At 53.6% G+C, this 26,617-nt stretch carries 23 protein-coding genes; 5 read left to right on the top strand and 18 right to left on the bottom strand.

The window, feature by feature from the left end:
- Window positions 1-7 precede the first annotated feature (7 nt).
- The 4 genes from AYI96_RS06195 to AYI96_RS06210 all read left to right on the top strand — a co-directional run bounded on the left by AYI96_RS06195 (window position 8) and on the right by AYI96_RS06210 (window position 4,395).
- Window positions 8-2,065 carry an acetyl/propionyl/methylcrotonyl-CoA carboxylase subunit alpha gene (locus tag AYI96_RS06195; RefSeq protein WP_144361214.1) on the top strand — a complete coding sequence of 686 codons (2,058 nt, stop codon included), beginning with the start codon at window positions 8-10 and terminating at the stop codon, window positions 2,063-2,065.
- A 1-nt stretch (window position 2,066) separates the two neighbouring features.
- Window positions 2,067-2,957, top strand: a complete 891-nt coding sequence (locus AYI96_RS06200) for a hydroxymethylglutaryl-CoA lyase (protein ID WP_144361215.1) — start codon at window positions 2,067-2,069, stop codon at window positions 2,955-2,957.
- A 64-nt stretch (window positions 2,958-3,021) separates the two neighbouring features.
- The gene (locus tag AYI96_RS06205; RefSeq protein WP_101095308.1) at window positions 3,022-3,723 is read left to right on the top strand and encodes a CoA transferase subunit A; all 702 of its coding nucleotides are present in this window, start codon (window positions 3,022-3,024) and stop codon (window positions 3,721-3,723) included.
- 15 nt (window positions 3,724-3,738) lie between these two features.
- Window positions 3,739-4,395 carry a CoA transferase subunit B gene (locus AYI96_RS06210; RefSeq protein WP_025009400.1) on the top strand — a complete coding sequence of 219 codons (657 nt, stop codon included), beginning with the start codon at window positions 3,739-3,741 and terminating at the stop codon, window positions 4,393-4,395.
- Between the two features lie 159 nt (window positions 4,396-4,554).
- Here the strand turns inward: AYI96_RS06210 and recN are convergent, their stop codons facing one another.
- Both recN and AYI96_RS06220 read right to left on the bottom strand, forming a co-directional pair.
- Entirely contained in the window at window positions 4,555-6,216 is a 1,662-nt protein-coding gene (recN, locus tag AYI96_RS06215) for a DNA repair protein RecN (RefSeq protein ID WP_144361216.1), read from the bottom strand.
- Between the two features lie 96 nt (window positions 6,217-6,312).
- Window positions 6,313-7,266, bottom strand: coding sequence for an AEC family transporter (locus AYI96_RS06220; protein ID WP_039033737.1), 954 nt, complete (start codon window positions 7,264-7,266; stop codon window positions 6,313-6,315).
- 223 nt (window positions 7,267-7,489) lie between these two features.
- Here AYI96_RS06220 and AYI96_RS06225 point away from each other — a divergent pair, with 223 nt between their 5' ends.
- Entirely contained in the window at window positions 7,490-8,392 is a 903-nt protein-coding gene (locus AYI96_RS06225; RefSeq protein ID WP_039033736.1) for a LysR family transcriptional regulator, read from the top strand.
- Between the two features lie 53 nt (window positions 8,393-8,445).
- Here AYI96_RS06225 and AYI96_RS06230 read toward each other — a convergent pair whose 3' ends face one another.
- The 16 genes from AYI96_RS06230 to rlmD all read right to left on the bottom strand — a co-directional run bounded on the left by AYI96_RS06230 (window position 8,446) and on the right by rlmD (window position 26,523).
- Window positions 8,446-9,417, bottom strand: coding sequence for a PstS family phosphate ABC transporter substrate-binding protein (locus AYI96_RS06230; protein WP_025889126.1), 972 nt, complete (start codon window positions 9,415-9,417; stop codon window positions 8,446-8,448).
- 347 nt (window positions 9,418-9,764) lie between these two features.
- Window positions 9,765-11,066 (bottom strand): phosphate regulon sensor histidine kinase PhoR, encoded by a 1,302-nt coding sequence (gene phoR / locus AYI96_RS06235; protein ID WP_039033735.1) that lies wholly within the window; start codon window positions 11,064-11,066, stop codon window positions 9,765-9,767.
- Window positions 11,067-11,140: 74 nt separating this feature from the next.
- Window positions 11,141-11,830, bottom strand: a complete 690-nt coding sequence (gene phoB, locus AYI96_RS06240) for a phosphate regulon transcriptional regulator PhoB (protein WP_025011640.1) — start codon at window positions 11,828-11,830, stop codon at window positions 11,141-11,143.
- A gap of 695 nt (window positions 11,831-12,525) precedes the next feature.
- Window positions 12,526-13,482, bottom strand: coding sequence for an RNA polymerase sigma factor RpoS (gene rpoS / locus AYI96_RS06245; protein ID WP_039033734.1), 957 nt, complete (start codon window positions 13,480-13,482; stop codon window positions 12,526-12,528).
- A 78-nt stretch (window positions 13,483-13,560) separates the two neighbouring features.
- A complete protein-coding gene (locus AYI96_RS06250; RefSeq protein WP_186300029.1) occupies window positions 13,561-14,433 on the bottom strand; it encodes a peptidoglycan DD-metalloendopeptidase family protein in 873 nt (290 codons plus the stop codon).
- 93 nt (window positions 14,434-14,526) lie between these two features.
- Window positions 14,527-15,162, bottom strand: a complete 636-nt coding sequence (locus tag AYI96_RS06255) for a protein-L-isoaspartate(D-aspartate) O-methyltransferase (protein WP_039033733.1) — start codon at window positions 15,160-15,162, stop codon at window positions 14,527-14,529.
- Window positions 15,159-15,905 carry a 5'/3'-nucleotidase SurE gene (gene surE, locus AYI96_RS06260; protein ID WP_101096167.1) on the bottom strand — a complete coding sequence of 249 codons (747 nt, stop codon included), beginning with the start codon at window positions 15,903-15,905 and terminating at the stop codon, window positions 15,159-15,161. The genes AYI96_RS06255 and surE overlap by 4 nt, the downstream gene beginning before the upstream one ends.
- Complete coding sequence (truD, locus tag AYI96_RS06265) at window positions 15,902-16,966, bottom strand: tRNA pseudouridine(13) synthase TruD (protein ID WP_039033731.1); 1,065 nt, start codon at window positions 16,964-16,966, stop codon at window positions 15,902-15,904. Before truD ends, surE begins: the two co-directional genes overlap by 4 nt.
- Window positions 16,967-17,001: 35 nt before the next feature.
- A complete protein-coding gene (ispF, locus tag AYI96_RS06270) occupies window positions 17,002-17,481 on the bottom strand; it encodes a 2-C-methyl-D-erythritol 2,4-cyclodiphosphate synthase (protein ID WP_028781518.1) in 480 nt (159 codons plus the stop codon).
- Window positions 17,482-17,496: 15 nt separating this feature from the next.
- Entirely contained in the window at window positions 17,497-18,249 is a 753-nt protein-coding gene (gene ispD, locus AYI96_RS06275) for a 2-C-methyl-D-erythritol 4-phosphate cytidylyltransferase (protein WP_144361217.1), read from the bottom strand.
- Between the two features lie 28 nt (window positions 18,250-18,277).
- Window positions 18,278-18,580, bottom strand: coding sequence for a cell division protein FtsB (gene ftsB / locus AYI96_RS06280; protein WP_039033729.1), 303 nt, complete (start codon window positions 18,578-18,580; stop codon window positions 18,278-18,280).
- A 98-nt stretch (window positions 18,581-18,678) separates the two neighbouring features.
- Window positions 18,679-19,974, bottom strand: a complete 1,296-nt coding sequence (gene eno, locus AYI96_RS06285) for a phosphopyruvate hydratase (protein ID WP_039033728.1) — start codon at window positions 19,972-19,974, stop codon at window positions 18,679-18,681.
- 147 nt (window positions 19,975-20,121) lie between these two features.
- Window positions 20,122-21,759 (bottom strand): CTP synthase, encoded by a 1,638-nt coding sequence (locus AYI96_RS06290; protein ID WP_039033727.1) that lies wholly within the window; start codon window positions 21,757-21,759, stop codon window positions 20,122-20,124.
- A gap of 157 nt (window positions 21,760-21,916) precedes the next feature.
- Complete coding sequence (mazG, locus tag AYI96_RS06295) at window positions 21,917-22,732, bottom strand: nucleoside triphosphate pyrophosphohydrolase (protein WP_144361218.1); 816 nt, start codon at window positions 22,730-22,732, stop codon at window positions 21,917-21,919.
- 116 nt (window positions 22,733-22,848) lie between these two features.
- A complete protein-coding gene (gene relA, locus AYI96_RS06300; RefSeq protein ID WP_039033725.1) occupies window positions 22,849-25,059 on the bottom strand; it encodes a GTP diphosphokinase in 2,211 nt (736 codons plus the stop codon).
- Between the two features lie 126 nt (window positions 25,060-25,185).
- A complete protein-coding gene (rlmD, locus tag AYI96_RS06305) occupies window positions 25,186-26,523 on the bottom strand; it encodes a 23S rRNA (uracil(1939)-C(5))-methyltransferase RlmD (protein WP_144361219.1) in 1,338 nt (445 codons plus the stop codon).
- Between the last annotated feature and the right edge of the window lie 94 nt (window positions 26,524-26,617).

Consider the following 26,617-nt stretch of genomic DNA (forward strand, 5'->3'; position numbering starts at 1 on the left):
ATGTAAGATGTTCAACAAGATTCTGATTGCCAACCGCGGCGAAATTGCCTGTCGCATCATACGTACCGCCAGGTCATTGGGAGTGCGCACTGTCGCACTGTTCTCGGATGCCGATCGCCATGCCGCCCACGTGGCCATGGCCGATGAAGCCTTTTATCTGGGGGGCTCGGCGCCGGCCGACTCCTACCTCAAGGGCGATGCCATTATCGATATCGCCAAGGCCTGTGGCGCCGAGGCGATCCACCCGGGTTATGGTTTTTTGTCGGAAAACGCCGGTTTTGCCGCTGCCTGTGAACGGGCCAATATCGCCTTTATCGGTCCCAAGGCCAATTCCATAGAAGCCATGGGCAGCAAGAGCGCCGCCAAACTCATCATGGGCCGCGCCGGAGTGCCGCTGGTGCCCGGCTATCACGGTGATGACCAGAGCGATGAAGTGCTGCTCAGTGAAGCCGAAAAAATCGGTTTCCCGCTGCTGATCAAGGCCGCCTTCGGTGGCGGCGGCAAGGGAATGCGGATTGTCCGCAGCCTGACGGAAGTCAAGTCGGCCATCGACTCGGCCCGCCGTGAAGCCGCCTCCAGTTTTGGCAATGACAAGCTGTTGATGGAGCGTTACCTGGAGCAGCCGCGCCATGTGGAGGTGCAGGTATTTGCCGACACCCAGGGCAATGCCATCTATCTATCAGACAGGGACTGCTCGATTCAGCGCCGCCACCAGAAAGTGGTGGAAGAAGCGCCGGCCCCCGGCCTCAGCGACGCCCTGCGCCGCCGCATGGGTGAAGCCGCCGTGGCTGCCGCCCGCGCCATCGACTATGTGGGTGCAGGCACGGTCGAGTTTCTGCTGGACACCCATGCCACAGAGGAAGACGGAAGCTTCTTCTTTATGGAGATGAATACCCGTTTGCAGGTAGAGCATCCGGTTACCGAACTGGTGACAGGGACAGATCTGGTGCACTGGCAACTGCTGGTCGCTGCCGGAGAGCCTCTGCCCCTCACTCAGGAGCAAGTTGCCATTAATGGCCATGCCTTTGAAGTGCGAATTTATGCCGAAGATCCGGATAACGACTTCCTGCCCGCCAGCGGCAAGCTCAACTTCCTGCGCGAGCCCAAGCCATCGAGCCATGTGCGTATCGACTCGGGGGTCCGTGAAGGCGATGAAATCTCCAACTTCTACGACCCCATGATAGCCAAGCTGATTGTCTGGGATGAATCACGCCCAAGAGCGCTGCAGCGCCTGCAAAGAGCTCTGGATGACTTCCAGCTCACCGGCCTGAAACACAATATCGGTTTCCTGGGTAAAATCGCCGCTCACCCGGCCTTTGCCAGCGCCGACTTCAGCACAGATTTTATTGAGCGTTATCAAGCACAGCTGCTGCCTCAAGCGAAAGACAGCACTCTGCCCTTGCCGCTGCTGGCCAAAGCCGCACTGTATGAAATGCTGTGGCGCAAACGCGACTCCCGGGCCAAACAGACAAACAGTCAGGACCCATCCTCGCCCTGGGGCAGCGCCAATGGTTTTAGACTCAACAGCGCCAAGCGCCACGATATTGCCCTGATGGACGATGAACACCATATTCATCACCTTCAGCTGACTGAGCTGGCCAAGGCCGATAGCTGGCAATTGACACTGGATGGCCAAACCCTGGTTATCGAAGGCGAGTTGAGCACAGATGAGGCCGGTGGTGACACGCTTCGCTGTGTGGTCGATGGACATATCAGCAGCCAGCGAATCAGCCGCCAGGGCATGGACTTTACCCTGCTTGGCCGCTCCGGCGAGCTTAGCGCCTGCCATTTCCGCGCCATTCAGAATGAGCTGGAAGAGGAGCAGGCCAACCATGCCGATCTGCTCAAGGCGCCGATGAATGGCACCATAGTCACCCACCTGGTGGCTGTAGGCGACAGCGTTAAGGCCGGCCAAGGGCTGATGGTGATGGAAGCGATGAAGATGGAATACACCATAGCCGCGCCTTTCGATGGCACTGTGAGTGAGTTTTTCTTCCAGCCCGGCGAACTGGTCAGCGATAGCGCCCAGTTGCTGGAGCTCAGCGAACAACTCAAGGAGGCTTAAAATGCTGCCTCCCAAGGTAAGCCTGTTTGAAGTGGGCCCAAGAGACGGCCTGCAAAATGAAACCTCGGTCAGCACTCAAGCCAAGATAGCCCTGATTGAAGCGCTGGCCGATGCCGGGGTGAAGCGCATCGAAGCCGCCAGCTTTGTGTCGCCCAAGTGGGTGCCGCAAATGGCAGACTCGGGCGAGGTACTGCGTGGCATTTCACGCCGCGCCGGCGTCTGCTACAGCGCCCTGACTCCCAATCTCAAGGGCCTGGAGTTAGCGCTGGCTGCCGGCGCCGATGAAGTAGCGGTATTTGCCGCCGCCTCCGAAGGCTTCAGCCAGAAGAACATCAACTGCTCCATCGAAGAGTCCATCGCCCGCTTCGAGCCCCTGCTGAGCCGGGCCAAGGAGCAAGGCATTCGGGTTCGCGGCTATGTTTCCTGCGTATTGGGTTGCCCCTATGATGGTGAAATCGCCCCGGCAGAAGTGGCTCGGGTCGCCGACATTCTGCATCAATTGGGCTGCTATGAAATATCCCTCGGCGACACCATAGGCGTAGGTACACCGCTCAAGGCCCGCAAAATGCTGGAAACCGTGGCCGAGCGCGTACCGGTAGAGCACTTGGCGCTACACTTCCATGATACCTATGGTCAGGCGCTGGCCAACATTCTCGCCTGCCTGGAAACCGGCGTCAGTGTAATAGATACCTCGGTCGCCGGACTCGGTGGCTGCCCCTATGCCAAAGGCGCATCCGGTAATCTGGCCAGTGAAGATCTTGTCTATATGCTGCATGGTATGGGTATAGACACAGGCATAGATCTCAACAAACTGGCCCGGGCCGGACGGCAGATAAGCCAGCAGCTTGGCCGGGAAACCGGTTCAAAAGTAGCCAGAGCCCTGGGAGCTTAAGGCCTCCAGGTGGCACAACAGATAAGCAGTATAACGACAGATAATAAACAGCAAGGACATCACTATGGCAGGACTCAATAAAGTCGTCGGCAGCTACGACGAAGCGCTCGCAGGTCTCACCAATGATATGACAGTCATGGTGGGTGGTTTTGGCCTTTGTGGCATTCCCGAAGGCCTTATCAATCAAATGGTCAAGCTGGGTGTCAGCGGCCTGACCGCCATCTCCAACAACGCCGGGGTGGACGACTTCGGGCTGGGGCTGCTGCTGCAACATAAGCAGATAAGCACAATGATCGCCTCCTATGTGGGTGAAAACGCCACCTTTGAGCGGCAGATGCTCAGCGGCGAGCTCAATGTAATCCTCACTCCGCAAGGCACTCTGGCGGAGAAGATCCGTGCCGGCGGCGCCGGGATCCCCGCCTTCTTTACCGCCACCGGCTACGGCACCCCGGTGGCCGAGGGCAAAGAGACCCGCGAAATCAATGGCCGCCACTATGTGCTGGAAGACGCTCTGACCGCCGACTTCGCGCTGATCCGCGCCTGGAAGGCCGATACCATGGGTAACCTGGTATTTCGCAAGACAGCCGCCAACTTCAACCCCATGATGGCCACCGCCGGCAAGATCACTGTGGTGGAAGTGGAAGAGATAGTCGAGCCGGGTGAGCTGGACCCGGATCATATCCACACCCCGGGCATCTATGTGGATCGCGTCATCAAGGGTGTGTTCGAGAAGCGTATCGAACAGCGCACAGTCAAACAGGCATAAGGGCAGGAGAGCAAAATGGCACTTTCAAGAGAACAACTGGCCCAACGCGTCGCCAAGGAACTCAAAGACGGTTACTACGTCAACCTGGGGATAGGTATCCCGACTCTGGTGGCCAACTATATCCCCGAGGGTATGCAGGTGATGCTGCAATCGGAAAACGGCCTCTTGGGCATGGGTGAATTCCCCACCGAAGACACTATAGATCCGGACCTGATCAACGCCGGCAAGCAAACCGTTACCGCCGTCAAGGGCGCGTCTTTCTTCTCCAGCGCCGAGAGCTTCGCCATGATCCGTGGCGGGCATGTGGATCTCACGGTACTGGGCGCGTTCGAGGTGGATGTCGAAGGCTCTATCGCCTCCTGGATGATCCCCGGCAAGCTGGTTAAAGGCATGGGCGGCGCCATGGACTTGGTGGCCGGTGCCGACAATATCATAGTCACCATGATGCACGCCGACAAACACGGCAACTCCAAACTGCTGAGCAAATGCGAGTTGCCGCTCACGGGTTATGGCTGCATCAAGCGGGTACTGACAGACCTGGCCTTTATCGAAATCAAGGACGGCGCCTTCCACCTGCTGGAGCGGGCGCCAGGTGTGAGTGTCGAGGAGATAGTTGCCAAAACCGCCGGCAAGCTTATTGTCCCCGAACATGTGCCAGAGATGGCCTTGTAAGAAATTAAGTCTCTGAGGCCTATTATCACTCACAATAGGCCGACCTTGACCGGGCCGATTTTCAGCGGACCATAGTTTTTGAGTCGCCATCGCGACTCAAAAACCCCCGGATAATATTGGGTGTGACGGTTTTATCTCAAAACTTGCAAAACGCCACTTTTAGCTGCTGAGCAACTCACGGGCATTGGCCAGGGTATTGCTGGTGATGGTATCGCCACCAAGCAACCGGGCCAACTCCTGCACCCGCTGCTCTTTATCCAGCGCCACCATAGAGGTTTCAGTACCGCTGCCCTTGGCATGTTTAGCAACAAACATATGCTGATGGCCGTTACCTGCCACCTGCGGCAAGTGAGTCACACACAATACCTGGGTCGACTCTCCCAGGGTACGCAACATGCGGCCCACCACGGCAGCCGTCGGTCCGGAAATCCCCACATCCACCTCATCAAAAATCAGTGTCGGAGTCGCTACCTTACGGGCGGTTATCACCTGAATACCCAGGCCGATACGGGAAAGCTCGCCCCCCGAGGCCACCTTGGCCAGACTCTGCAGTGGCTGCCCCGGATTAGTGGTCACCAGAAACTCCACCCTGTCACTGCCGTTGACCGACATCTGCCCAGGATTAAACTCCACCGCTATGCTGAACTTGCCCTTGGGCATATTGAGCTCATGGATGGAAGCTGTGACCAACTTGTCCAGCTCTTTGGCATAGCGGCTACGGCTCTGACTGAGTTTCTGCGCCTGGGTCAGATAATTCTGTTTGCTGGCTTCCAATTGCTGCTCTATCTCTTCAAGCTTCTGCTCATCCGAGTCGAGACTCCCCAGTTCGGCCAGCAATTGCTGATGGTGTTGATACAGCTCTGAGGGCATCACCTGATGCTTGCGCGCCAGTTGCATCGCCTTGGAAAGTCGCGCCTCCAGCATGGCAAAGTGTTCAGGGTCCAACTCGAGCTTGTCCAGATAGCGCTGCAGTTCGCTGCTGCTTTCCTGCACCTGGATCAGGGCATCGTTGAGCATGCCGCCGACATTGAACAGCTCAGCATCGACACTCTCAAGATCGGCACTGATATGCACGGCCCGGTTCAACAATGACTCTATGTTGGCTTCTTCGCCCTCACTGAGCAGCATCAAGGCCAACTGACAGGACTCGATCAGCGCCGTACTGTTGGCCAGACGCTTGTGCTCCTGCTCTATCTCGGCAAATTCATGCTCCCCGAGAGCAAAGTCATTGAGTTCTTCCACCTGATAGCTGAGTAACTGCTTGCGGGCAATTCTCTCCTGCTGCGACAGCACCAGTTGCCGCAGTTCCTGCTCGATTTGGCGATAACGCTGATAGGCACTGCTGACCCCATCGAGCAACAGCTTATGATTGGCGTAGCTGTCCAGCAGGTAAAGTTGCTGCTCTGTCTTGAGCATGGCGTGATGGGCATGCTGGCCGTGGATCCCCACCAGCAAGGGTCCCAACGCCTTGAGCTGAGTCAGCGGCACAGGGTTACCATTGATATAGGCGCGGGAGCGGCCATCGCTGCCAATGGTGCGCCGTAGAATACATTCATCTTCGAGTTCGAGATCATTATCTTCCAGCCAACGCTTGGCCAGAGGGACATCCGCCAGAGAGAAACGGGCACTGACTTCCGTCTTGCTGGCGCCGGGGCGCACACTGGCGGCATCGGCCCGGTTACCGAGACAAAGCCCCAGGGCATCGATGGCAATGGATTTACCCGCCCCGGTCTCGCCGGTAATACTGGTCATTCCCGGACGGAAGTCCAGCTCCAGAAAACGCACTATGGCAAAGTTATTGATGCTGAGTTGGCAAAGCATAATGAATTCCCAAAACACTGTATTGATAAACAGTATATACTGATTTTTTATACAGTAAATATCTGTCGATTAATTATTCCCTGTGTTCTACCCAGCCTAAACAGCCCATGCCGCTATCAAAGGCAAACTGATAAAGGTGATTAGCGTGCCCAGTAATATACCCTGGGCACTGACCCCAGCCTTGGTGTCATAACGCTGCGCCAGTAAGTATACACTCGCTGCAGTAGGCAGGGCCGCAAGAATAACCCCCATCTGCAGATTGGTGCCGCTGATCCCCATGGCTTTCAATAATAGATAAGCCAGCAGAGGTTGCAGTAGTAGCTTGCAAGCGTTGATACCAAAAAGCTCGGCCAACTGCCAAGGCCCAGGTAAGCGGGTGGCGCCGCGAACCCGGGTCGCCTTGGCCAACACCATACCTATGGCAAACAGGGCGCAGGGACTGGAGGTAGCGCCTATCTGACTTATCATCATCGCTATCCCATCCGGCAGAGCCATACCGGAAGCCGAGACAGCAACGCCCAGGGCGCTACCGATAACAATCGGGTTTTTCGCCAGCGCTTCAACAATAATCAGCAAGGGATGCGCCTTGTTTTCTGTATCTCTGGCAAGCTCCAGCGACACCAGTGCGATGGCAAACATCACCACAGACAACAGGCTGGCAATGGCCGCCGCAGCCAGCGCCAACTGGTTTCCCGGGTAGACTATCATCATCATGGGGATGCCGATAAAGGCGGTATTGCCAAAGGTGGCATTCAAGGCGCGAATTGCCCCAACCCCCTGACCGGCCCTGAAACAACCGGAAATCAGCAGTACCAGCAGATAGGTCAGCATCATTGCCACACTGAAACCGACGATGAAATGCCACTGGAAGATCTCCTCGAAAGAAGTTCTTGCCAGCACTATCATCATAATGGCCGGAAAAGCTATGTAATAAACATATTGGTTGAGGGCGGCGTCCGTACCATCCGGCAGGATTTTGCTTTTCTGTACCAGTGAACCTGCGAGCATAATGCCAAACACAGAGATCAGCGGAGTAATGATTCCAGTCATACTTCTTCCATTTTGCTGACTTTGGCTGTCGTACTCCCGCCGAGGATCTGCGAAAATGGCGGGGAATTCTGTATCTTGCCTGCCCTTATCAGTACAGCTAAGTAAGTTCGGCAGAGATTGCCGACAAGTTACCACAGCCGTTATCTGCCAGCCATTGCGCTATGGTCGTAGACATCGGCAGACAAGCGTTTTAAACATATCCTTGGCACATTGAGGAACAGCAATGAGTGACAATCAGGCTCCCGAACTGCAACTGCTCTACTTGTTTGTACATCTGGTCAATGCCGGCAGTTTCTCCCAGGCCGCCAAAGTACTGAATATGCCGGTGGCCACCGTCAGCCGCAAACTAGCCAAGCTGGAATCTGTGCTGGATAAACAACTACTGATGCGAACCACCCGCAAACTGAGGTTGACCGAAGAGGGACTGGAGTTGTTCCAACGCTATCAGCAACTGATAGCCCAGTTTGATGCCCTGGCCAGCGGCACCTGCGCCGACAAGCCCGAAGGCACCCTGAGAATTGCCGCTCCCATCTCGATTATCTCTATGATATTCATCGAGACACTGAACGAATTTTGCGAGTGCTACCCGGATATCAAGCTGCATATCGCTCAAAGTAACGAGGTGGTGGATCTCATCGATAAAGGCATAGATGTTGCCATAGTCGGCGGCACCCAGCCTGACTCCTCCTGGGTTTCCTGCTCTCTCGGAGTATTGGATTATCGCCTGGTGGCTTCCCCTGGGTATCTTCGAAAAGCGCCGGTATTTAACCATCCGCAACAGCTCAGTCAGCACAAGGTTATCAAGGTCTGGCCTCTGTTCAACTGGTCGCTGCGCCATCCCGATGGCGATGCCTTCTATTATGATGGCCCAGCCAACCTAACCCTGACGGATCTCCACGGTGCCATCCGCGCGACCTTAAATGACGGCGGCATTCTTTACGGCCCAGAGCTATTTTGCAAACAGGAGTTGAAAGATGGCCGGCTACAGGTATTACTGCCGGAGTGGAAAGGAGAAAAACGGCGTATTTCCCTGCTCTATCATCAACGCAGCCAGCAACCTCTCAAGGTAAAACTCTTTATCGAGTTCATGCAGCAGCGCGCCCCTGCGCTGTTTTCCATGGACTGATACCCAGACGCAAAAAAGCCCGCATCGCGGGCTTTTCTTCGAAGGGGTAAGTCTTACAGACGGATACCAGCCTTCTCCAGGTCTTTGGCAATCACACTTCTTGGCAGTGCAACATAACCGTCTTTCTCAACAACCTGCTGACCCTGCTTGGACAGGACATAGCGGACAAACTCGCGCTGCATGGGTGACAGCTCTTTGTTTGGGTGCTTGTTGATGTAAACGTAGAGGTAGCGTGACAGTGGGTAAGTACCGCTGGCAGCATTCTCAGGCGTTGCCGCGATATAGTCGTCGCCCTTCTTCGACAGAGCCACAGCTTTCACACCGGCAGTCTTGTAGCCTATGCCTGAGTAACCGATAGCGTTCAGCGACTGAGATACAGACTGAACCACCGAGGCGCTGCCTGGCTGCTCGTTCACGTTGGCTTTGAAGTCGCCCTTACACAGCGCTTTCTTCTTGAAGTAACCGTAAGTACCGGATACTGAGTTACGGCCGTACAGCTGAATGTCTTTGGCAGACCAGCTTCCGTCCAAACCGGCATCACCCCAACGAGTGATATCGCTGCCACCACACTTGTGGGTAGAGGAGAAGATGGCATCAACCTGCTCTATGCTCAGCCCCTTGATGGGGTTGTCCTTGTGCACAAAGACTGCCAGAGCATCAATGGCTACACGAATCGCAGTAGGCTTATAACCATAGTGCTTTTCAAACGCTTCCTCTTCGTTTGGCTTCATCTTGCGGCTCATAGGGCCGAACTGAGAAGTCCCTTCGGTCAGGGCTGGAGGCGCAGTTGAAGAACCGGCAGCCTGGATCTGGATGTTGACGTTAGGGTACATCTGTTTGAATTCTTCTGCCCACAGAGTCATCATGTTGGCCAGAGTGTCAGAACCGACAGAAGACAAGTTACCGGATACGCCACTTGTTTTCTCGTAGGTTGGCAGTGACTGATCGATAGCAGCCATAGATGCTGCTGAGAATACACCAGCGGCTGTAAGAGTCACCGCACCGACAAGCTGTTTCAATTTCATTATTTGCTCCAGTGTTTACCGAAATTGGTTTCTAAAACGCAGCCAGTATCAATTGCCACAATGACAAGTCTATGACTTTAAAATGACAGTTGCATGACAGGCCAAGATAAATTCGCAGCAAATGAGGGATTGAAATTAGCGGATAGCACAGTTTTCAATAGTTTCAACATTAAGGGCCTTCGAGTAAAAGTATTGTTTAAGCAGCTCACTTTCTGTAGCGAAGAGTTTGTATAAACATAATCTGAAGCTTGCTGCTGGTGACACAAGCAGCAAAATAAATCCCCTTCGCACCAGATAGTAAAAAAGGAGCCTACGGCTCCTTAATAACATTAGTCTATTCCAGCGCTTCAAGAATCTTGCTGCTCCAGCAGATGCTGCGGGATCACAAAGCTGAAAGTACTGCCCTTACCCAACTCGCTGGTCACCTTGAGTTCACTGTGGTGATGACTAAGGGCGTGTTTCACTATCGCCAACCCCAAACCACTGCCACCGGTTTGCCGCGAGCGGGCACTGTCGACCCGATAGAAACGTTCAGTCAGTCGACTGATATGCTGCGGTGCAATTCCTTCACCACTGTCTTTGACGCTGAACATGGCGCCGGTTGCCACCCGTTGCCAGCGCACCTCAATACTGCCGCCCGGTTCAGTGTAACGTATGGCATTGGACAACAAGTTGGAGCAGGCACTGCGCAGTTGCAACTCGTTGCCATGGGTATTGAGCCCGGGTTCGGCATGGAAGCTCAGTTGGTAGCGGCCACGGGAGAGCGCTTCGCCCTCCTCCTTTAAGGTGGTCATCAACTGCTTCATATCCACAGTGTGTTCCAGATTGATATCGGCGGCATCTTCTATCCGCGACAATGCCAACAACTGCTCTACCATGGATTGCATTCTGCCGGTCTGCTGCTGCATCAGCTCCAGCGCCTTGACATTGGGGGAATCAGGTTCGGCCATGCTCTGCATCATCTCAAGATACCCCTGCAGCACAGTGAGCGGCGTCTTCAGCTCATGGGAGACATTGGCAACAAACTCCTTGCGCATTCCCTCGAGTTGCCTAACCCGGGTAATATCCCGGGCAATCAGCAACAGCTGCCTGTCGCCATAGGCCATCAAACGCACTTCCAGCAAACGTCTATCCGAAACCGGGGACGGCAGCTCCAGCGGCTCCTTGTAATGACCCTTTTTCAAATAGGCCGAAAAGTCGGGATGCCGGATAAGGTTATCTATTCGCTGACCATTATCCTGCGGCCAGACAAAGCCAAGCAGCAGCTGCGCCAGCTTATTACACCAGAGAATATTGTGCTCTGAATCGAGTACCACTGCCGCATCAGGAAGCGCTTCGGCCCCCTGACGAAACCGTCCCAGCAACCCTGCCAACTGACTCACCCGCTTGCGGTTTTTACCCTGCAGGCGATAGATGCCATTGAACACCCCTTCCCAGCTGCCGCTGCCCTGAGGCGGCGTTAAGCGGCGATCGCGCCACAACCAGTAATTGAGCCGAATAAGCTGGCGATAGTGCCAACCCAATAATAGAAAAGCTCCCAGACACAACACCAGGAGCAACTGACCAAGCAGCAACCCAAGCAGCAGACAAGCCGCCAGGTACAGCATCAGACGGGAAAACAGCCGATAACCCGAATAGGAATCAAACATAGAAAATGCCCAGGCAAAAGGCCGATGGTTGCACAAGATAACGCAAAAACCGACCCGTGCCCATTGTTACCCCGCTAGATACGGGTAGAGAAGCGGTAACCTGCGCCGCGAACCGTTTGGATCAGTTTATCGTGCCCGGACAGCTCCACGGCTTTCCTTAAGCGACGAATATGCACATCCACGGTTCTGTCTTCGACATAGACATTGGTACCCCAAACATTGTCCAGCAGCTGCTCACGGCTGTAGACCCGTTCCGGGTGAGTCATAAAAAAGTGCAGCAAACGAAACTCAGTCGGCCCCATCTCCAGCACTGAATCCCCCACAGTGACCCTATGGCTGACAGGATCCAGAGTCAGGCCCTGCACATCTATGGTTTCTTCCAGGCGGGTTGGCGCGGCGCGTCTGAGAACCGCCTTGATGCGGGCCACCAACTCCTTAGGGGAAAACGGCTTGGTAATATAGTCATCGGCGCCCACTTCCAGGCCTTTGACCTTGTCCTCTTCCTCACCGCGGGCGGTGAGCATGATAATGGGGATCTGACGGGTAAACTCATCTTGCTTCAATCGCTTGGCAAACTGAATACCGCTGCCGCCCGGAAACATCCAGTCCAGCAGAATAAGATCCGGATAAGGTTCCTTGAGCAGTGCCAGGGCAGAGTCAAAGTCCTCGGCGGCACTGGTGGTGTACCCGTGTTGTTCCATAACAAAAGTCAGCATCTCACGGATAGCCAACTCATCTTCTACTATTAAAATCCTTGCAGTCATAACGGTTTCTGTCAGTGAATTTCCACGTGGCCATTATTGGACAGTTTTATTACAAAATTATGAAAAAGACTCGTTGAAGCCCTATTAACGCCACCATTTTGTCATAATTTTCCGGATTAAACACTTGAAACCCTGATAAAAATATCTTTAAAACCTCTCCATTAGCCGCTATCGACAACAATCCTAATGCGTGTAAATCCATAACAAAAACATATACCAAACAATATCTTACCTGGAAATAAATCCCACATCTCCCAAAAGATAATAATCAAGTTAAACCAGGCTCGGAACATATGACACAGACCAAGGCGCTGACACATATTCTGCCGATGCTTAAAGTGATCGCATGTCCGGTCCAACTTGCCGGTCTGAAATCAAGTCAAATAGTGTGATTACCGGCGATTTTTGGCGATAAACAACCACAGGAGTTCAATGAAGCGCCACCAGGTTAATACCTGAAACCGGCCCGAAAACGAAAGCAGCTCATCACCTTAGAGTACGAACCTGAGGCTGGCGACGCCATGCTAACGAGTTTTATTTACCAAGAGGCTTGATGATGCTGGGGAACAATGAAGCCGAGTAACAAAAATCCGATGACATATTTACATCGGATTTTTATCTTTTGCATGAACCCCTTAAAGTCGCCAGATAGATATGTTCGGGATTGCATTCTTTGGGCATTATTGCAAACTTATCTAGGCCTTGAACAAGGCCTCTACCGACAATCCCTGAGAGGAGAGTATGTCGCGCAGGCGTTTCAATGCCTCCACCTGAATTTGCCGCACTCTTTCTCGGGTCAGGCCAATTTCCGAGCCTACATCCTCCAAAGTGGAAGGTTCATATCCCAGTAGGCCAAAGCGTCTGGCAAGCACTTCTCTTTGCTTGGTATTGAGCTCATTAAGCCACTTAACCACAGAGTTGGAAATGTCTTCTTCCTGCACCTGGGCATCCGGTGTCATATCATCATCGTCTGCCAACACATCGAGTAGGGCCTTGTCGTTGTCACCGCCTATCGGGGTGTCGACCGAGGTGATCCTCTCATTCAGCTTCAGCATCTTGCTGACATCGCTGCTTGGTAGTTCCAGCTTTTCGGCTATCTCTTCGGCTGTGGGTTCGTGATCCAGCTTATGGGCCAACTCCCGGGCAGTACGCAGATACACATTGAGCTCTTTAACCACATGAATAGGCAGGCGTATAGTACGGGTCTGATTCATTATGGCTCGCTCTATGGTCTGGCGGATCCACCAAGTGGCATAAGTGGAGAAACGGAAACCGCGCTCGGGGTCGAACTTTTCTACGGCACGGATCAGACCAAGATTGCCTTCTTCAATCAGATCCAAGAGTGCCAAGCCACGGTTGTTGTAACGACGGGCTATTTTGACCACGAGGCGTAAATTACTTTCGATCATGCGGTTGCGTGATTTTTCACAACCTTTGAGGGCCTTGCGCGAGAAAAAAACCTCTTCTTCTGCACTCAGCAAAGGGGAAAATCCGATTTCACTCAGATAAAGTTGGGTCGCGTCTAAGTTTTTTTGCAGGTCATCCTGAACCATTTCGGCCAGAGCTTCTTCCTTCTTTGACGCCACTTCCGTGTCGTTTACGGATAAATCTACAAGCTCTTCCACGGGTGCGCTAGCATTTTTGCGGCTCATAATATTCTCTCCCAAACCTTAACAAACTAATTTACATCGTTTTTTATCCTCCATATGCCAATTTTGGCTCCCAAACAATCAGCGTTTGGGTAAATAATTGAGTGGATTGACAGACTGACCATGGTAGCGGATCTCAAAGTGCAGCATGACCTGGTTGGTGCCTGTGCTTCCCATCTTCGCAACCGTCTGCCCGGCAGACACATGCTGCTTTTCCTTGACCAAGATCTTATCGGCGTGGGCGTAAGCACTGAGATAGTCATCACTATGTTTGATAATGACGAGGTTTCCATAACCCCGCAAAGCATTACCCGCATAGACCACCCGACCATCGGCAGTGGCTTTAATAATATCGCCTCGGTTACCGGCTATCTTGATTCCTTTATTTCCCTGCTCTTTGGCAGAGAATGCGCCAATCACCCGGCCATTGACCGGCCATATCCAGCGACTGACTTTGTCCGGCAGAGTCGAACTCGGCTTATGGACAACATGGTTAACATTTTGTTTACCATTGGATACAGGGTAAGCAGACTTTGATTTGGGATCAAGTGTTTTTTTCGGCTTATTTTGCTTGGCTTGAGCAACGGCCTGCTTCTGTTTAACCGTTTGTTTTTTATAGACCTTATCTTTTGATTTTTGAGGTTGAGGTTTGGAGTTTTTACTCGAGTTCAGCCACGAACCGTTTTTAACATTTTTTTTACCTCCCAGGATGAGTACCTGTCCAGGGTAGATGGTATAAGACTTATCTAGCTGATTTAACTTGGCTATTTGCGCATAGTCTTTACCGGCTCCCCAGGCGATGGAATAGAGGGTATCGCCTTTTCTCACCTTGTAAGTATCAGATTGGATTGAGCCTCTTTCGATTGCCGGCCGTTTTACACCATAAATAGATTCGACCGGAGCGGGTCTGTGAGCCTGAAAACTACATCCAGAAACCAGAGTAACCAACAGCACTGAGCCAAGACGCCAAAATAATGATGTCTTTCGTTGCAATAACCGGCTGAAATGCAATGGATTCAAGAATACTCCTGCACGCTGTAATAACTATCAGGCTAAGCCGCCACTGATTAAAGGCACAAATTTCACCGCCTCGATAACCTGAGAAGTAAACTGTCCCTTCTCCCGGCGGATCTTCAACAACTGCTGGCTCTCATCACCGACAGGGATCACCAATACGCCCCCCTCAGCCAACTGTTCCAGCAGGGCGGCAGGGATATCAGATGCCGCCGCGGTCACCATGATGGCATCGAAGGGCGCCCTGTTGGGCCAGCCTTGCCAGCCATCACCATATTTGAAATGGACATTATGCAGATCCAGCCGCTTGAGACGTTGACGAGCTTGGATTTGCAGACTTTTGATCCGCTCGACCGTAAAAAGTTCAGGCACCAACTGCGCCAATACCGCCGCCTGATACCCGGAGCCGGTACCAATTTCCAGCACCTTGGCAGGATTATGCTCCAGTAGTAACTCGGTCATTCTCGCCACAATATAAGGCTGGGATATAGTCTGACCCGAGCCTATAGGGAGAGCAGTATTTTCATAAGCCTTATGCGCCAATGCGCCATCAAGAAACAACTCTCTGGGGGTTTTGGCCACCACCTGCAACAGACCCGGGTGACGGATCCCCGCTTCCTGCAGTTTTTTGGTTAAATTCAATGCCGATGTGGAGGCTACCCGGGTCATAGTTTTTCTATCCAGTGTTGCAATTGAGAAAGCTGCCGATAGGCGGTTAAATCTACAGTTAATGGGGTGATGGACACATATCCCTGAGACACAGCATAAAAGTCGGTGTCTTCACCCACATCCAGTTCAATCCCGGGGGGCCCCAACCAAAATACCTCGCGGCCATGAGGATCTCTGGCTCTGACCATCCCCTCCGCCTTATGGCGGGCGCCGAGCCGAGTAACCCGTATCCCCTTGATTTCATCGAGAGGCAGATCCGGCACATTGATATTGAGGATCTGATCCGAGGCAATGGGATGCTTCTTAAGCCCCATAATGATCTTCACCGCATAGGCCGCCGCAGTGTCATAATGCGTAAACTCACGCCCCACCAAGGATACGGCCACCGCCGGTAACCCCAGAAAACGCCCTTCCATCGCTGCCGCCACTGTGCCTGAATAAAGGGTATCGTCTCCCATATTGGCACCGGCATTGATCCCCGAGACCACCATGTCGGGTTCGCCTTCATAGAGTTCACGAATCGCCAGATGAACGCAATCGGTCGGCGTACCGTTTACCGAGACGTAGCCATTCTCTAACTTATTAATCCTTAAGGGGTTCGTCAAGGTTAAAGAGTTACTGGCGCCGGAGCAGTTGCGATCCGGTGCCACAGTCAGCACTTCGGCAACGGCTGACAAGGCTTCTGATAGAGCGCGGATCCCAGGTGCCGTTACCCCATCATCGTTGCTGACCAAGATTTTCATGCGGGATTTCCTTCCTGAGCCGCCTGGCGCTCACGCCACAGACGTTCGGTCACATCATCATAGTCGAGCAGTTCCCGCAGCACTGAGGTTGCAAAGCTGCCCGCGGGAAGGCTGAACTCCAGCTCCAAAGTGTCCGGCTCGATAAATTGGTACTTCATCCCCTCGGGACGCAGCAACAATGGTCGCCTTTCCTGCTCGAGCCCGGCTTTTTCCAAACCTTCACAATCGGCGCTGTATTCGGCCAACACCTGAGTCTCAAAGGCCAAGGCATCGGCACTGCTGAGTGGCTGGCCCCTACCCCACATGGGCGCCGACAACAAAATATCTTTCTCTGCCAGCCTTTGTTGCAACACCTCATCCCAGCGCTCGGCAACAAAGAAGCTGCGACTGCCGGCCAGCATGACACAATCACCGTCCAGACACTCAAGCCCATGGGTCGCCAGGCGCTGAGAGACCAGTTGATTGAACAATAATGAGCGCAGCGCCGACAGGTAGATGGAGCGCTTGTTTCTGTCTTTCACCTTGCGCCCCTGTAACATCTGCCGCGCCATTTCTATGTTACGGCCGTTGTGACCAAAGCGCTGTTCACCGAAATAGTTGGGTACGCCGCTCTCGGCAATCGATTCCAGCCGCTGCAATACATCTGCCGGCTGGGTTATCTGGCGCAGAACCAGCTTGAAACGGTTACCGGAAAGCGCACCAATACGCAGCTTCTTGTTATGACGCGCCGCACTCAATACCGTGATGGACTCGCTATTGAGGCTCAGCCAATCCGGCGTTTCCTTGCCCGGAATTCGTACGCCGAACCACTGCTCTGTGATGGCATTCTTATCCTTCTGACCGGCAAAGGTCACCTCTTTGGGGTGCACCTTGGCCAATTTGGCCAGCATCTCGGCCACCTGAACCGTATTCAGGCCATCTTTACGAATATGCAGCAGATGGTGCTCACCCTCGCCCGAGGGCAGAAAAGGCAGTATTTCCTGCACCTGAAAATCGCTGTTGCTGGTGCGCATATCGCCTTTGGAGAGCGGCTTGCCATAGAGAAAGTGTAATGAATTCATCTTATTTGAAATCTTTTCCTGTAAATGAGTCGGTATTACATACCGAACATCAGCACCACGGCTTCTACCGCAATGCCTTCACTGCGGCCGGTAAAGCCGAGTTTTTCTGTCGTGGTCGCCTTGACGTTGATGGAGTCAAGATCTGTGTGCAGATCTTCGGCCAACATCTGTCGAATGGCTTCAATATGCGGCGCCATCTTGGGCGCCTGGGCAATAATGGTCACATCCAGGTTGCCGAGACGAAAGCCCTTGTCCAGCGCCAGGCGGTAACAATGACGCAGCAGCACCCGGCTGTCGGCTCCCTTGAATTCGGCATCTGTATCGGGAAAGTGTTTACCTATGTCACCAAGTGCCATGGCGCCGAGTATCGCATCTGAAATCGCGTGCAATACCACATCACCATCGGAGTGCGCCAACAAGCCTGTGTGATGCGGTACTTCCACCCCACCCAGAACCAAGGGCGGCTCACCACCGAATTTATGTACATCAAAACCGTGTCCAATACGTATATTCATTGCTTGTTCCTGTATTCAGTTACCCCGCTGATGCGCCAGATAAAGCGCTGCCAGCGGCAAATCGTCCGGATGGGTTACCTTGATATTGTCGCTACGGCCGCTGATAAGCGCCGGGTGTACCCCGCGCCACTCCATTGCCGAGGCTTCGTCTGTCACCAGCACACCGGCGGCCAACGCAGCTTTCAGCGCCTCGGTCAAAGTAAGCAGTGGAAACAGCTGCGGCGTTAGCGCATGCCAGAGCGCTTCTCTGGCAACCGTTTCACTGATGCAACCATCGATGCCGCTGCGTTTCATGGTATCGCGCACCGGCGCTGCCAGTATCGCCCCTTGCGGATATTGTTTTCGTGAAGCAAGCAACTTATCAATATCGCCATGGGTCAAGCAGGGTCTGGCGGCATCATGCACCAAGGCCCAGGTAGTGGCAGGCAATGGCTTGTCGGCAACCAGACTCTCAAGCGCCGCCAACACAGAATCCGCGCGCTCTTTACCGCCAGTGACAGTCTCCAACTTGGGATGACTGGCCACAGAGAGTTTGCCAAAGAAGCTATCTTCCGGGTTCAGCGCCACTATCACCCTTGAAATACCACTGTGGCTCAGCAAAACCTTGAGGGTTTGCTCCAAAATGCATGAGCCGGCAAGCGGCAGATATTGCTTAGGGCAGTCAGCGCCCATGCGACTGCCTATTCCAGCGGCCGGTACTATGGCAATCACTTGTTCATCACTGGGGAGCCCGGCCTTTATGGCTCGGGAGGAAATAGCTTCACTCATGGATATCCGTTATGTTGAAATTGGGCCGTTATTGATTGGCCAAAGACATAGAACGCTGTTCACCACCAACAACCCGGTAAAAGGTTTCACCCTTCTTGATTAACCCCAGCTCATTGCGGGCACGCTCTTCCAGGGCTTCGGTACCGCTGCGCAGATCGCGGATCTCCTCTTTCAGTACCTGGTTGCGTTCTTCGAGCCTGGCATTGCTGTCATTTTGAGCCGCTATCTGCTGCTCAAGATGAAAGTACTCCGGCAGACTGTTTTCTCCCAGCCAAAGACGATATTGCAGTAACCCCAGCAGCAAGACGATGACAAAAAGCAGTCGTTTCATGGTGATAAATTCAGCTCATGCCCTAAAAATACGATTAGTGTTGATAGTACAACAAAAAAGGCCACCAAGTGGTGGCCTTTTGAAACTGGAGGCGAAAATTACGCCTGACCTTTGATCTCACTCAGGCCACGGTAGGCTGCCTTGGCACCCAGTTGCTCTTCAATGCGCAGCAGCTGGTTGTACTTGGCAACACGATCAGAGCGGCACAGAGAACCTGTCTTGATCTGGCCGGCTGCGGTACCTACTGCCAAGTCGGCAATGGTCGCATCTTCAGTTTCACCTGAGCGGTGAGAGATAACGGCGGTGTAACCGGCTTCCTTGGCCATACGGATAGCGGCCAGAGTCTCTGTCAGAGAACCTATCTGGTTGAACTTGATCAGAATCGAGTTGGCAACGCCCTGCTCGATACCGCGAGACAGGATCTTGGTGTTGGTCACGAACAGGTCATCACCCACCAGCTGGATCTTATCACCGAGGATCTTGGTCTGGTAAGCCCAGCCATCCCAATCAGACTCATCCAAGCCATCTTCGATAGAAACGATAGGATACTGCTCGGTCAGCGACTTGAGGAAGTCAGAAAAACCGTTGGAATCGAATACCTTGCCTTCACCGGCCAGGTCATACTTACCGTCTTTGTAGAACTCGGAAGCGGCACAGTCCAGCGCCAGAGTCACATCAGTACCCAGTTTGTAGCCTGCGGCTTCAACGGCTTCTTTGATAACCGCCAGGGCGTCGGCGTTGGATGACAGATTAGGCGCAAAACCGCCTTCGTCACCCACGGCAGTGTTCAGGCCCTTGGACTGGAGCACTTTCTTCAGGTTGTGGAAGATTTCAGCGCCCATACGCAGGGCTTCACGGAAACTCTTGGCACCGACTGGCTGTACCATGAATTCCTGAATGTCGACGTTGTTGTCGGCATGCTCACCACCGTTCAAGATGTTCATCATAGGAACCGGCATGCTGTACTGACCAGGAGTCCCGTTCAGTTCGGCAATATGAGCGTAAAGCGGCATACCTTTGAAGGCAGCAGCGGCCTTGGCGGCAGCCAAAGACACAGCCAGAATGGCGTTGGCGCCCAGCTTGTCTTTGTTTTCGGTGCCGTCCAGCGCGATCATAATGCCGTCCAGCTCGGCTTGAGCCGTGGCATCTTTACCCAGCAGGGCTTCACGGATAGGACCGTTGACATTATCAACAGCCTTGAGCACGCCTTTACCCAGATAGCGAGCCTTGTCGCCATCACGCAGTTCCAGCGCTTCACGGCTACCGGTAGAAGCGCCTGATGGAGCGGCTGCCATACCAATGAAACCACCTTCCAAATGCACTTCAGCTTCTACAGTGGGATTACCGCGAGAATCCATGATTTCGCGTCCTATGACGTTAATGATCTTAGCCATAATGTCCTCGATTAAAGTTAAAGAAAAAAACCATACCCATCTGAGCGTTCAGCGTCTCTCATATGGGTATTGGACTTTCACTTCACACTTCCCGGTGCAGCGGGGATGAAAAAGCCGGAGCTGCCATAGCAGTCCGGCTCTTCTAGTTTAACCCAGATTACGCTTTTGGTAAGTACTGGCAGCGGCGACAAAACCTTCAAACAGAGGGTGACCGTCGCGAGGTGTTGAGGTGAATTCCGGATGGAACTGACCGGCAACAAACCAAGGATGTGCCGGGATCTCAATCATCTCCACCAGCTTGCGATCGGAAGACAAGCCGCTGAATACCAGACCAGCCTTTTCCAAACGCTCACGGAAAGCGTTGTTCACTTCGTAACGATGACGGTGACGCTCAATACAGGTGTTGCTCTTGTATGCGGCAGCGGCCTTGGTGCCTTCAATCAGATGGCACAGCTGAGCGCCAAGACGCATGGTACCACCCAGATCAGAAGCTTCATCACGCTGCTCCAAATTACCTTCTTCATCAACCCATTCGGTGATCAGGCCCACAACAGGGAAAGGTGTTTCCTTGTTGAACTCGGTAGAGTGGGCACCTTCCATGCCGGCGACATGACGGGCGAATTCAATCAGGGCAACCTGCATCCCCAGACAGATACCAAAGTATGGCAGTTGGTTTTCACGGGCATATTGAGCGGCAAGGATCTTACCTTCAACACCACGCTCACCAAAGCCGCCGGGAACCAGAATGCCGTCCAGGCCTTCCAGCACTTCAACGCCTTTGACTTCAACCGTCTGGGAGTCGATATACTTGATGTTCACTGAAACCCGGTTTTTAAGGCCGGCATGCTTCAGCGCTTCGTTGACAGACTTATAGGCATCCGGCAGTTCGATGTACTTGCCGACCATACCTATGGTCACTTCATTGTTTGGATTGGCTTCCTGATAAACCACGTTTTCCCATTCGGACAGGTCGGCTTCAGGGCAGCTCAGGCCAAAACGCTTGACGACCAGCTCATCCAGACCTTGTGAGCGCAGCAGCGCCGGGATCTTGTAGATGGAATCCACGTCTTTAAGGGAGATAACCGCCCGCTCTTCAACGTTACAGAACAGGGAGATCTTGGCTCTCTCGGTAGCCGGAATGGCGCGGTCGCCACGGCAAACCAGGATATCCGGCGCAATACCGATAGAACGCAGCTCTTTTACCGAGTGCTGAGTCGGCTTGGTTTTCACTTCCTGAGCCGGGCCGATAAAAGGCACCAGAGTCAGGTGCATAAACAAACTGCGCTCGCGGCCCAGTTCAACAGCCAGCTGACGGATAGACTCGAGGAAAGGCAGAGATTCGATATCCCCCACAGTACCACCGATTTCAACGATGGCGACATCATGGCCTTCACCGCCTTCGAGGACTTTTTCCTTGATGGCGTTGGTGATGTGTGGGATCACCTGAATGGTGGCACCCAGGTAGTCACCACGACGCTCCTTGCGCAGCACTTCCTCGTAGATACGACCTGTAGTGAAGTTGTTGCGACGGTTCATCTTGGTACGGATGAAACGCTCGTAGTGGCCCAAGTCCAGATCTGTCTCTGCGCCGTCCTCAGTGACAAACACTTCCCCGTGTTGGGTTGGGCTCATGGTTCCCGGATCAACGTTGATGTAAGGATCCAGCTTCATGATGGTTACATTCAGGCCTCTGGCCTCTAAAATTGCTGCGAGCGATGCCGCTGCAATGCCTTTACCTAGTGATGAAACAACGCCACCAGTAACGAAGATATACCTTGTAGTCATGCTGAACCTGAGAAAAAAGAATGATAAATAGGTGCTCGAATGAAAGCACCAGGACGGGGCGACAGTATATCAAAGCCCCTGCCATTTACCAAACAGGAATGACGATAATTTTTACGCGCTGATCTCATTCGCGCATTTTTAATCCAGGCTTAGCCTGCTACTGGATTTCACCGCGCTCTTCACGCTTGACCTGATCCCAATAAGCATCCAGAGCCTGCAGATCGTGTTCTGCAAACGGCTTGCCGCTGGCATTGGCTTTTTGCTCAATAGCACGAAAACGCCGCTCAAACTTGTTATTGGCCCCTCTGAGGGCCTGCTCGGGATCCACCCCCAAGTGGCGCGCCAGATTCACCGCAGCAAACAGCAAGTCGCCCACTTCATCCTCAACTCTGGCCTTATCCGGCGTGGTTTGACGCGCTTCGTGCAACACCTCTTCAATCTCTTCCTGTACCTTGTCGACCACAGGCTCAAGCTCGGGCCAATCAAACCCTACCCGGGCGACCCGCTTTTGGATCTTACCCGCCCGCGCTAACGCCGGCAGCGCCTTGGGAATATCATCCAGCACTGAGTGCAGCTCGCGCCCGGCGCGCTCTGCCGCTTTAATGCGCTCCCAGTTGTTCTTGGCATCCGGCGCCGAGTCAAAACTCAAGTCGGTATCGGCGGCAAACACATGGGGATGACGATTGATAAGCTTGTTACATATCCGCTCGAGCACAGTGGCGAAATCAAACCAGCCCTTTTCCTTGCCAAGCTGGCAATAGAACACCACCTGAAACAGCAGATCACCAAGCTCAGAAGGTAACTCCTGCCAGTCGCGGCTTTCTATGGCGTCAGCCACTTCATAGGCTTCTTCCAGGGTGTAGGGCACTATGGAGTCAAAATCCTGCGCCCTGTCCCAGGGGCAACCCAGCTCAGGATCCCTGAGCTTTGCCATAATCTCAAGCAATGCATTGATATCTGCCGCCACCGCCATTACTCCTTTATTGCTAATACGCTTACCAATCCAACGACTCTTTGATAAGTCTTAAACAACAGCAGGACGCAACCTAGGCGTCCTGTTTTAAATACCGGTCGAATACCGAACTGGCCTCAGAGCCTGCGGGCTTCTATTACCCCGTCTATCTGGGTCAGCTTGGAGATAACCCTGGACAAACCGTCTAGGTTATAAAGCTCCATCTCAAGTTCAATGGCCGCAGTCTGGTTCTTGAGATCCGATGAGGAACTCATCGCCAGCACATTGGACTTTTCCGCCGCCAGCACAGAGGTGAGATCCCGCAGCAGACCGGTTCTGTCATTGGCCACCACTCGAATACGGATTTTGTAGCCGCCGGAGTAGTTTTCGCCCCAGACCACATCCACTACCCGCTCGGGATGGGCACGCATCAGTTCCTTGACCTGCTCACAATCGGCTCTGTGCACCGAAATACCGCGTCCCTTGGTGATAAAACCGAAAATCTCATCCCCGGGCACCGGCTGACAGCAGCGCGCCAGATGGCTCATCAGATTACCGACACCATTGACCTCTATCTGGCCGCGATTGGCACCTATGGGCTTCTGCTGACCTTTCTTGACCAGCTCTTCCACCGCCTCTTCGTCGGAAGGCTCCTGAGTCCTGAGTCGGCTCTGTACATGATTGACCACTTGGTTGAGGCGCACATCGCCGCCACCTATGGCCGCCAACAGGTCATCCATGTTGGTCATGTTGAAGCGCTCAATTGCGCTGCCGACATCCTTGAGTGTCAGCCCCACCCGCGCCAGTTCGGCTTCCAGCATCTCGCGTCCGGCCACCAGGTTCTTGTCCCTGTCCTGCTGCTTGAACCAGTGTTGGATCTTGCTGCGGGCTCTGGAGGTCTTGATATAACCCAGGTTGGGGTTGAGCCAATCGCGCTTCGGATTGGGATGCTTGGAGGTGATAATCTCGATGCGCTCACCGGTTTCCACCTGATAAGTAAACGGCACTATGCGGCCATCGACCTTGGCGCCAATACACTTGTGGCCCACCTGGGAGTGGATATAGTAGGCAAAGTCCAGCACGGTTGAGCCGGCTGGCAAATCCACCACTTCGCCGGACGGGGTAAACACATAGACCCTGTCTTCGAAGACCTGAGCCCGGATCTCCTCCACCAGGTTGCCGCTCTCGACCACATCTTCCTGCCATTGCAAAATCTTGCGCAGCCAGTTGATCTTCTCTTCGTAGCCACTCTGTTTACCGGAGTGATTACCCTCTTTATATTTCCAGTGAGCCGCCACCCCGAGTTCGGCATCTTCATGCATCTGCTGGGTGCGAATTTGGATTTCGACTGTCTTGCCCTCCGGTCCCACCACCACAGTGTGAATCGACTGGTAACCGTTTGGTTTGGGGTTGGCAATATAATCGTCAAACTCTCTGGGAATATGGTGCCAAAGGGTATGCACTACACCGAGCGCGCCGTAGCAGTCCTGCAGCCGGTCGGTGACGATTCGCACTGCACGCACATCAAACAGCTCGTCAAATTTAAGCTGCTTGCCGCGCATCTTGCGCCAGATGGAGTAGATATGTTTGGGGCGACCATAGACCTTGGCACGAATCTCTTCTTCATCCAGCCGCGTTTGCAACTGATTGACAAAGTTGTCGATAAAGACTTCTCGGTCCAGGCGCTTGCCGTCCAGCTGCTTGGCAATCTCTTTATAGGTTTCGGGATGCAGATAACGAAACGAGATATCCTCCAGCTCCCACTTGAGCTGACCTATACCCAAACGGTTGGCCAGCGGCGCGTAGATGTCGGCAATTTCCCGGGCCAGCAATACCCGGGTTTCTTCATCGTCGTTTTTCACGGCCCTAAGCAGGCATACCCGCTCGGCCAGTTTGATCACCACGGCGCGTACATCTTCCACCATGGCCAGCAACATCTTGCGGATATTGTCGATTTGCGGCTCACTGCTGCGGCTGTCATTGCCCACCTTGAGTGCACCTATGGCATCCATGGTCTTGACGCTGTTGACCAAGGTAGCCAACTCGGGACCAAAGTCTTCAGTGAGCTTGGCTTCATCGACTATGCCCACCTCGAAAAACACAAATAAGATGGCGGCCTGCAGGGTTTCGATATCCATGTTGAGCGGCGCGAGGATCTCTATCATCTCCCGCGCCTTGGCCTGAAGCTCGGCTTTAGGACGCTTGCACTTGCCCATAGGCAGTGCTTCCACCTTGGCTATCAGCTCCAACAAACGCCCGGCATCGGCGGAGTCGGCCACATAACGATTAACCCACTCATTCAGATTGAAATCAGGATCCTTAAAGTGTGCTTCGCGAACAGATACCATCTCACCTTCCTTTAGTGTCCGATTAACAGACTCAACAAGACTCCCTATCTTGAGCATACCCGATGGTATGTCAAACCCCCGTGAGTACCTTTATTGATAAAATTGACTCGATAGACAATAAAAGCATCAATTCCGCACAAACAATGCCATGGCTTCGGTGTGATGAGTCTGGGGGAACATGTCCAACACACTGAGGCGCTCCAGGCGATAGCCTTGCGCGAGCAATAACACGCTGTCCCGCGCCAAGCTCGCCGGATTGCAAGAAACATACACTACTCGCTCTGGCGCGATGTTTTTCAGGTAAGAAAGCGTCTCATAGGCCCCGGCACGGGCGGGATCCAGCAGCAGCTTATCCACCTTGCCAAGCCAGGGCTCGGCCGAAAGGTCGGCGCTAAGATCGGCGCAAAAGAACTGCACACCTTCAAGCCCGGCTTGTTTGGCATTTTGCCTGGCCTGCTCAACCATGGCGGGCACACCCTCGACACCTGTGACCCTGGCGCCGGTGGCCGCCAGCGGTAGGCTGAAGTTACCCATGCCGCAAAAGAGATCCAGTATGTGCTCACCGGCCTTGGGTTGCAGCCAATCTATGGCCTTGGCCACCATGGCGCGGTTCACTTCGCCGTTGACCTGAATAAAATTCCCCGGATTAAACTTAAGCGTCAGCTCATCGCCATCGACGCCGGGCAAGCGGTAGCTTGGCTGACTGCCCGCAAGATATTCACACTCGCCCTGATTGTCCTGCAGCACCAACTGCAATCCTTGCTGCCCGGCAAAGGCCTTGAGCTTTTCCTTGTCTTTATTCACCAGTGGCCGGGTAATTCTCAGCACCACAAAACGACCGACTTCGGTTTCAATCAGCTCCACATGACCAAGCTGAGCCACGCCCTGCAGGTGCGCCAGTTGCGCCGCCAACGGTTTTATCAGCTCAGACAACGAAGCCGCCAACACAGGGCATTCGCCGATGGCAACTACCTTACTGCTGGATTTAGCCCTGAACCCCAGGGTGAATTCGCGACTTTGTTTGTCATACCAGGTCGCCAGTCTGGCCTTGCGTCTATAATGCCAAGGGGCTGAAGCCAACTCGCCTATCTCCGGCAGTTCGGATAAGCCAGAGAGCTTGGCAAACAGCTCGGCCAGGGCCCGGCGCTTGTGCTGCCGCTGGCTCAAATCTGACAAGTGTTGCAGATCGCAGCCGCCGCAAAGCGCATAATGGGGGCATTGGGGTTCAACCCGCTCCGGGGATGTTTGGCTGATGCGGATGAGTTTACCCCTGGCATAGTTCTTTTTTTGTTCGGTGAGCTGCACCTCGGCGCTCTCACCGGGCAATAAGCCGGGAATGAACACCACTTTGCCCTGATATTGACCGATCCCGGCACCCTGATGATCCAATCCGGAAGCCGTGAGTGACAGTTTTGCGGAAACTTTCTTGGATCTGTTTGGTTTTTCTCTAAAAAATTGTGCCATCTAGGCCCCTGAAACAATAAAAAACTGGCAAAGACGCCGGGATATCTGGCAGTCTATCTATAGCCGTAAAACAAACTAGCTGGAATACCTATAC

The organism is Shewanella sp. MSW (assembly GCF_007636515.1).
GTDB lineage: Bacteria > Pseudomonadota > Gammaproteobacteria > Enterobacterales > Shewanellaceae > Shewanella > Shewanella indica.

Excerpts from the sequence above, each read along its gene's own strand:
- relA (WP_039033725.1), bottom strand. The coding sequence starts at position 25,059 with ATGGTATCTGTTCGCGAAGCACACTTTAAGGATCCTGATTTCAATCTG.
- AYI96_RS06200 (WP_144361215.1), top strand. The coding sequence starts at position 2,067 with ATGCTGCCTCCCAAGGTAAGCCTGTTTGAAGTGGGCCCAAGAGACGGC.
- AYI96_RS06225 (WP_039033736.1), top strand. The coding sequence starts at position 7,490 with ATGAGTGACAATCAGGCTCCCGAACTGCAACTGCTCTACTTGTTTGTA.
- phoR (WP_039033735.1), bottom strand. The coding sequence starts at position 11,066 with ATGTTTGATTCCTATTCGGGTTATCGGCTGTTTTCCCGTCTGATGCTG.
- AYI96_RS06195 (WP_144361214.1), top strand. The coding sequence starts at position 8 with ATGTTCAACAAGATTCTGATTGCCAACCGCGGCGAAATTGCCTGTCGC.
- AYI96_RS06205 (WP_101095308.1), top strand. The coding sequence starts at position 3,022 with ATGGCAGGACTCAATAAAGTCGTCGGCAGCTACGACGAAGCGCTCGCA.
- truD (WP_039033731.1), bottom strand. The coding sequence starts at position 16,966 with ATGAATTCATTACACTTTCTCTATGGCAAGCCGCTCTCCAAAGGCGAT.
- ftsB (WP_039033729.1), bottom strand. The coding sequence starts at position 18,580 with ATGAAACGACTGCTTTTTGTCATCGTCTTGCTGCTGGGGTTACTGCAA.
- recN (WP_144361216.1), bottom strand. The coding sequence starts at position 6,216 with ATGCTTTGCCAACTCAGCATCAATAACTTTGCCATAGTGCGTTTTCTG.
- rlmD (WP_144361219.1), bottom strand. The coding sequence starts at position 26,523 with ATGGCACAATTTTTTAGAGAAAAACCAAACAGATCCAAGAAAGTTTCC.
- AYI96_RS06290 (WP_039033727.1), bottom strand. The coding sequence starts at position 21,759 with ATGACTACAAGGTATATCTTCGTTACTGGTGGCGTTGTTTCATCACTA.
- rpoS (WP_039033734.1), bottom strand. The coding sequence starts at position 13,482 with ATGAGCCGCAAAAATGCTAGCGCACCCGTGGAAGAGCTTGTAGATTTA.
- AYI96_RS06220 (WP_039033737.1), bottom strand. The coding sequence starts at position 7,266 with ATGACTGGAATCATTACTCCGCTGATCTCTGTGTTTGGCATTATGCTC.
- phoB (WP_025011640.1), bottom strand. The coding sequence starts at position 11,830 with ATGACTGCAAGGATTTTAATAGTAGAAGATGAGTTGGCTATCCGTGAG.
- mazG (WP_144361218.1), bottom strand. The coding sequence starts at position 22,732 with ATGGCGGTGGCGGCAGATATCAATGCATTGCTTGAGATTATGGCAAAG.
- eno (WP_039033728.1), bottom strand. The coding sequence starts at position 19,974 with ATGGCTAAGATCATTAACGTCATAGGACGCGAAATCATGGATTCTCGC.
- AYI96_RS06210 (WP_025009400.1), top strand. The coding sequence starts at position 3,739 with ATGGCACTTTCAAGAGAACAACTGGCCCAACGCGTCGCCAAGGAACTC.
- ispD (WP_144361217.1), bottom strand. The coding sequence starts at position 18,249 with ATGAGTGAAGCTATTTCCTCCCGAGCCATAAAGGCCGGGCTCCCCAGT.
- ispF (WP_028781518.1), bottom strand. The coding sequence starts at position 17,481 with ATGAATATACGTATTGGACACGGTTTTGATGTACATAAATTCGGTGGT.
- AYI96_RS06230 (WP_025889126.1), bottom strand. The coding sequence starts at position 9,417 with ATGAAATTGAAACAGCTTGTCGGTGCGGTGACTCTTACAGCCGCTGGT.
- surE (WP_101096167.1), bottom strand. The coding sequence starts at position 15,905 with ATGAAAATCTTGGTCAGCAACGATGATGGGGTAACGGCACCTGGGATC.
- AYI96_RS06255 (WP_039033733.1), bottom strand. The coding sequence starts at position 15,162 with ATGACCCGGGTAGCCTCCACATCGGCATTGAATTTAACCAAAAAACTG.